This window comes from Corynebacterium sp. KPL2895 (assembly GCF_040225815.1).
Taxonomy (GTDB): Bacteria; Actinomycetota; Actinomycetes; order Mycobacteriales; family Mycobacteriaceae; genus Corynebacterium; species Corynebacterium rhinophilum.
Genome location: NZ_JBEHFY010000006.1, coordinates 117,012 through 123,097 on the forward strand (window position 1 = coordinate 117,012; position 6,086 = coordinate 123,097).

A 6,086-nucleotide genomic window follows, 5' to 3' on the forward strand; every position below is an offset into this window, starting at 1 on the left:
ATCATGTTTCCGACCGCCGCGCGTATCCTCTCCGTAGTGGAGCGCGCGGCGTCGTCGTTTTCCTACGCCGACGTCCTCAGCCACCAGGTCACCATTGACGCCGCTGCGTGGCGCGAGGGGTGGTCTCAGCACCCGCATCTCGGGCCTCTGCCGACGGTGTTCAACACTGACTCGCCCCGCGGCACACTCACCCGCGGCCAGGTGTTTGCTGCGGCCGGCAACCTCGATTCATCTGCGGATATACTCGCCTTCTTCGCTACCCTGGCCGCTTGGGGAACGGGCACCAACGGGCTGATGCGCTACCGCGCTATGACTCCGCTGACCATCCCCTCCAACACCAACAAGCTCCTCGATGCTGTCGCCGGAATGCCCTCCGACCCCGTGGCCGCGTACCGGTATTTCAATAACAGCGACTCAGGCCGCGGAAGACGCGTCCCCGGACTGGGGCCCGCGTATTTCACTAAACTGCTGTACTTCACCCATCCACCACAGCCAGGCGAGGTTACCCCACTAATCCTGGATCGCTTCGTCGCGAACGCTATGGGCTGGACCATCCACAGCGGGTGGCGCACTACGGAGTACGAGCTCTACCTGGCCACTGTGCACTCTGTGCTCGAGCAGTGGCGCCCCGATCTGCCCTCCGATGCCATCGAGTATCTCCTCTTCACCACGCGGAGCTGACATGTACCCGTTTCCTGAGATGCGGGAGTTCTTTCCTCCGCTGACTCCCGGCAGCGTCTTCATCGTGAGTTCTGCGGACCCCCATCTCGCGCATGCAATGATTCGCCAAATCGGGCATTCAGTTCAATTATGGCCGGAGCTTCCCTTCGTGCCCCTGCGCCGCGAGAGTCAATCATGGGATAACTACTTCGCGGCAGCTCGCCGCACGGCCCTGCGGCTTGACACCGTCGTTTTCCTCCCCGTTTCCCCTGAGTGCCCTGACAGGCCAGAGTGCCCGAGGGCCGTCGTCAAGCATGGCGACGCCGGTCTCATCGACCTCACATTGCTGTGGAACGGTCACCAACACTCTGCACCCGCCTCCTACCGCCTGAGCAATGTGACAGGAGCTCTCATTCCCGCCCACGACACGGAGATAGCCTTTCCCAACCTGTTCGACGAACTCTTCCTCATCGAACCCTGCAGCGTCGTAGAGGAAGCCGAGCCGCGCCTGCTCGACCTGTTGGAATCACAGCCCGATGTCCTCCGAGAGAAACTCCAGCTCGGCGAGGGCGACATCACCCTAGCACGCATCGAGTGTACGAATATTGAAAGCAGCGAGCACCACGTTATGTCCTCGCTCACGCTGCTTCTCGATATCTCCTGTATCCCCACCGACCGCACCATCACCGCCACCGGTACTCCCGATGGCCAAGGCGGTTTCACTAGTTTCCACCTCGAGCTCTCATAATGAAAGCCATTGCTCACCCCCGTTCATCGATGACCTGAAGAAGTAAAAGCTTCTTCACTGTCTAGTTTTCACATCCCTTTCACACGACTGAAAAAATTTTCGCTCTCCGGGAACCAGGGTTGCCTAAGTTCCGACTATTAGTGCAGTTGATATCAGCGTCCATGCAACTGACCACTAAGCACGAAAGAGAACTACTTTATGAGTCGGACGGCTCTGCGTTCCTTCATCCAACGCATACACTTCTACGGCGGAATGTTCGTCGGCCCCTTCATCCTTATCGCGGCATTGACCGGCTGCCTCTATGCACTGGCGCCGACCCTGGAAAAGTTTGCTTACCGCGACGTCATGACCGTCGAGGAAGTTAATAACCCGGTAAGCCTGGAGGACCAAATCAGCGCCGCCCAAAAGGAACACCCGGATATGCCGGTCTCCCAGGTATGGCCGGCGGAATCGGCGACGGACTCTACGCGCGTGCTGGTGGCGGATCCGGGCATCGACGAGAGCCTGCAGCGCACCGTCTTTATTAATCCGGCCGATGGCGAGGTCATCGGTGACTACCTCACTTATTCTGGCCTGGGTGAAATGCCGCTGCGCCGCTGGATCTCCTCGCTGCATGAAAGCTTCCACCTGGGCCAGCCGGGCGAGCTCTATTCCGAGCTAGCCGCCTCCTGGCTGTGGGTCCTGGCCTGCGGCGGGCTCTACATGTGGTGGATTCGCCGCCGGCCCAAGAAGGCGGCCGCGCCGCTAAAGAACCAGCCGCAGCGCTCCAAGCGCTGGAAGGCCACCCGCCTGCACTCCACGATGGGCGCATGGATTTTCATCGGGCTCATTGGCTTGTCAGCTACCGGCATCACCTGGTCCCAACTGGCCGGCGGGAACGTCAATTCCGTGGTGGAGAAAATGAACTGGAAGGCTACGCCGGTAGAAACCGCGCTCACCACCGATTCCTCCGCCGATGCCACACACGATGCCCACGCCGGGCACGAAGGCCACGGTGCCCACGGCGCTCACGGTGGGGATGCGGAAGCTGCGGGCGAGGCTCCGGAGCCGGAGGTCATCGCCGAGCAGGCAGAGCGCGTCTACGCCACCGGCCGCGCGGAAGGCCTAACCGGCCCGCTGCGCTTGTACGCCCCGGAGGACACCGACTCGGGGTGGAAGGTGAGCGAGCGCTGGGTCGAGTGGCGCTACACCTCTGATGAGGTATCCGTCGACGGTTCCACCGGCGAGGTCATCGACCGCCTGCCCTTCTCCGAGCTGCCGCTATTTAGCAAGCTCAGCAGCTGGGGCATCTACCTGCACATGGGCATCATGTTTGGCCTGCCGCTGCAGATCGCCCTTTTTACCCTTGGCCTCGCCATCGCCGCCATGGTTGTTCTGGGCTACTACATGTGGTGGAAGCGCCGGCCGCAATTTGCACCTGGCTCCAAGCGGCACTTCTCCTGGGCCACCACCGGCCTGGGCGCTCTCTTTGCCGCAACTGTCGGTGTATTTATGCCGCTTTTGGGCATTACCCTTGCCGCATTCCTCGTACTAGATATCATCTTGATGAATACCGGAAAGCGAAAGGCCACGCCGCCGCAGAAGGAGCAGGATGAAGACGCGGAGCTAGTAACGGTGAGCTAGCCTTCTTAATGAAAGCCATCACAGATGGTGGAGTTAATGGGTACATTGGTCATTTATGACTAATCCATTACTCCACCCTTCATCGTTGCCCTACCAACTCCCGCCGTTTGCGGAGATTAAAGTCGAGCACTACCGCCCCGCTTTCGACGAAGCGCTCGCGCGCCACGATGCCGAGCTCTCCGCCATTACTGAAAATCCCGCCGCGCCCACGTGGGAAAATACCGTGGAAACCCTCGAGCGTTCCGGCCAAGACCTCGACCGCGTCATGGCGGTCTTTGGCAACCTTTCTGACACGGACGTCACCGATGAGATGGAAGAGATCGCCGCCGATATCTATCCGCGCCTGTCCGCCCACTACGACGCGATGTACCAGGACGAAAAGCTCTACCAGCGCATCAAGGACGCCACCCCACCCGCCGGCGATGAGGAGGGCGCGCGCCTGCACGAGCACCTTCTGCGCACGTTCGCACGCCAAGGAGCGGATCTCGATGCCGCCGGCAAGGCCCGCCTATCCGATATCAACCAGCGCCTGTCCGCCCTATCGGAGGAATTCGGCCGCAATCTCATGGCCTCCACGCGCGAGCACGCCGTCGAGTTCACGGAGGAAGAGCTCGAGGGCCTGCCGCCGGAGCGCATCGCCTCGGCCAAGGCGGATGCCAAGGCCCTAGGCCGCGAAGGCTACGTCATCCCGCTCGAGCTGCCCACCGTGCAATCGGAGCAGTCCCGCCTGGCTAGGGAGGGGGCGCGGAAGAAGCTCTATGCGGCATCGGCAAGCAGAGGCTCCGAAAACAACATTCCAGGGCTTATCGAGGCCGTCCAGCTGCGCGCCGAACGCGCCGAGCTGCTGGGCTATGCTTCCCACGCCGATTACGTCATCGCGGAAGAAACCGCTGGCAGCGCCGACGCCGCGCGCGACATGCTCGCAGACCTCGCCCCCGCGGCCGCGGCCAATGCCGCCGGCGAGCACAAGCTATTAGCCGAGGAAGCCACGCTCAACGAGCAAGACTTCCACGCCGCGGACTGGCCCTACTGGGAATCCAAGGTCCGCGCCCGCGACTTCTCGCTCGACGAAGAGGAGTTGCGCCAGTACTTCCCCTGGACAAGGTCCTCACCCAGGGCGTATTCGCCGCCGCCGAGTGCCTGTACGGCATTACCGTTATCCCGCGCGAGGACCTGGAGGGCTATGCCGAGGGCGTGCGCGTCTGGGAGGTGTTCGACAAGAGTGTCGAACACGAAGATAAGGGCGAACACGGAGATAACGTCGAGCACGGAGACAAGGGAATTGGCCTGCTGCTCACAGACTATTTCGGCCGCCCCACCAAGCGCGGTGGCGCGTGGATGAGCCAGTTTGTGGGCCAATCAGGCCTGCTGGAGCGCAAGCCGGTCATCGTCAACGTGCTGGGCATTACCAAGCCCGCCGATGGTTCCCAGCCCCTGCTGAGCCTGGACGAGGTGCACACCCTCTTCCACGAATTCGGCCACGCCTTGCACGGGCTGCTTTCCGATGTCCACTACCCCACCTTCGCCGGCACCAACGTCCCGCGCGACTGGGTGGAATTCCCCTCGCAGATCAATGAGAACTGGGCGCTGGATAAGCAACTGGTCAAGCAGTATGCGCGCCACGTCGACACCGGCGAGCCGATTCCCGATGAGCTGCTCGATGCCGTGACCGCCGCCTCCGAATTTGGCCAGGGCTTTGCCACCTCGGAGTACTTGGCGGCCTCCATTATCGATTTGGCGTGGCATTCGCTCAGCGCCAAGGACGCCGCGGCACTTGAGGCCACCCCGGAGGCCGTGGACGCATTCGAGGAGGAGGCCCTGCGCGCGGTGGGGCTGGATAACCCGCACATCGCCCCGCGTTACCGATCGACGTACTTCAACCACCTCTTCGCTGGCGGCTACTCCGCGGGCTACTACTCCTACCTGTGGGCCGAGGCGCTCGATGCCGATGGCTTCGAGTGGTTCAAGGAGCAAAGCGATCTACGCGCCGCAGGACAAAAGTTCCGGGACCTCATCCTCTCCCGCGGCGCCTCCCGCGATTTCGGCGCGGCCTACCGCGACTTCCGCGGGCGCGATAAGGACGTCGCTCCGCTGCTCAAGCGCCGCGGCCTATCCGGCGCCTAGCGGATACTGGCCAGCCAGGCGGCGTGCACGCGCGCCTCATCGTTTTCTTCCGGGTGAAAGCTCAAAGCGGTGACGGCGCCGTGGCGCACGCCCACGACCGCTTCCTCCGCGCCGTCGTGCGGCACGGTCGCGATGACCTCCACGCCTTCACCGACGCGGGTGACCAGCGGGGCGCGGATGAAGCTCGCCTCGATGGGCAGAGTTTCTTCCCCGACCACGACCGGCACGGTGAGCTCGGCGGAAAAGCGCTGGTTGCCAAAGGCATTGCGCCGCACGGTGATATCGAGCCGCCCCAGTGTCTGCTGGCCTGGCGAGGGGTTATCCAGCTCGCGGGCGCAATAAATCAACCCGGCGCAGGTAGCGAGCACGGGAAGGCCTGCGGCCGCGGCCTCGCGCAGCGGGTCGGCCACGCCGAAGGTGCGGGCGAGCTTGTCGATGACACTCGACTCCCCGCCCGGAATCACCAGCCCATCCAGGCCCTCAAGGTCGCGCGGTACGCGCACCCGGCGCGTGTCCGCCCCCAGGCCTTCGAGGATGTGCAGGTGTTCTTCCACGCCGCCCTGCAGCGCGAGCACCCCGATCGTGGCGCTAGCTTCTTGTGGCATGACCACGCGATTACCAGCCGCGCTCGGCCAGGCGGTGCGGTGCCGGCACATCGCCGACATTGATGCCGACCATGGCCTCGCCCAGGCCGCGGGAGAGCTTGGCGAGCTCGGCGGGGTCATCGTAAAGCGTGGCGGCCTTCACGATGGCCTCCGCGCGCGCCGACGGGTTACCGGATTTGAAGATGCCGGAGCCCACGAAGACACCTTCGGCGCCCATCTGGCGGACGAGGGCGGCATCGGCAGGCGTGGCCACGCCGCCGGCAACGAAGAGGACGACCGGCAGCTTACCGGTCTCCGCAACCTCCGCAACCAGGTCATACGGTGCC

The 6,086-nt window shown here is 63.3% G+C and carries 5 protein-coding genes and 1 pseudogene; 4 read left to right on the forward strand and 2 right to left on the reverse strand.

The annotated features are described in order from the left end of the window. Positions 1–3 precede the first annotated feature (3 nt). The 4 genes and pseudogenes from ABRP95_RS04260 to ABRP95_RS04275 all read left to right on the forward strand — a co-directional run bounded on the left by ABRP95_RS04260 (position 4) and on the right by ABRP95_RS04275 (position 5,155). The gene (locus ABRP95_RS04260; RefSeq protein ID WP_284770123.1) at positions 4–681 is read left to right on the forward strand and encodes an 8-oxoguanine DNA glycosylase OGG fold protein; all 678 of its coding nucleotides are present in this window, start codon (positions 4–6) and stop codon (positions 679–681) included. Between the two features lies 1 nt (position 682). Then, the gene (locus ABRP95_RS04265) at positions 683–1,408 is read left to right on the forward strand and encodes a hypothetical protein (RefSeq protein WP_349838993.1); all 726 of its coding nucleotides are present in this window, start codon (positions 683–685) and stop codon (positions 1,406–1,408) included. A 198-nt stretch (positions 1,409–1,606) separates the two neighbouring features. Next, positions 1,607–3,031 (forward strand): PepSY-associated TM helix domain-containing protein, encoded by a 1,425-nt coding sequence (locus ABRP95_RS04270; RefSeq protein WP_284781880.1) that lies wholly within the window; start codon positions 1,607–1,609, stop codon positions 3,029–3,031. Between the two features lie 55 nt (positions 3,032–3,086). Further along, a pseudogene (locus tag ABRP95_RS04275) lies at positions 3,087–5,155 on the forward strand (M3 family metallopeptidase). Here ABRP95_RS04275 and pdxT read toward each other — a convergent pair. Together pdxT and ABRP95_RS04285 are read right to left on the reverse strand one after the other, a co-directional pair. Further along, a complete protein-coding gene (gene pdxT, locus ABRP95_RS04280; RefSeq protein WP_349838994.1) occupies positions 5,152–5,760 on the reverse strand; it encodes a pyridoxal 5'-phosphate synthase glutaminase subunit PdxT in 609 nt (202 codons plus the stop codon). The pseudogene ABRP95_RS04275 and the gene pdxT overlap by 4 nt on opposite strands. Positions 5,761–5,770: 10 nt before the next feature. Continuing rightward, a partial coding sequence (locus tag ABRP95_RS04285; protein ID WP_502880351.1) for a beta/alpha barrel domain-containing protein occupies positions 5,771–6,086 on the reverse strand: 316 nt, incomplete at its 5' end.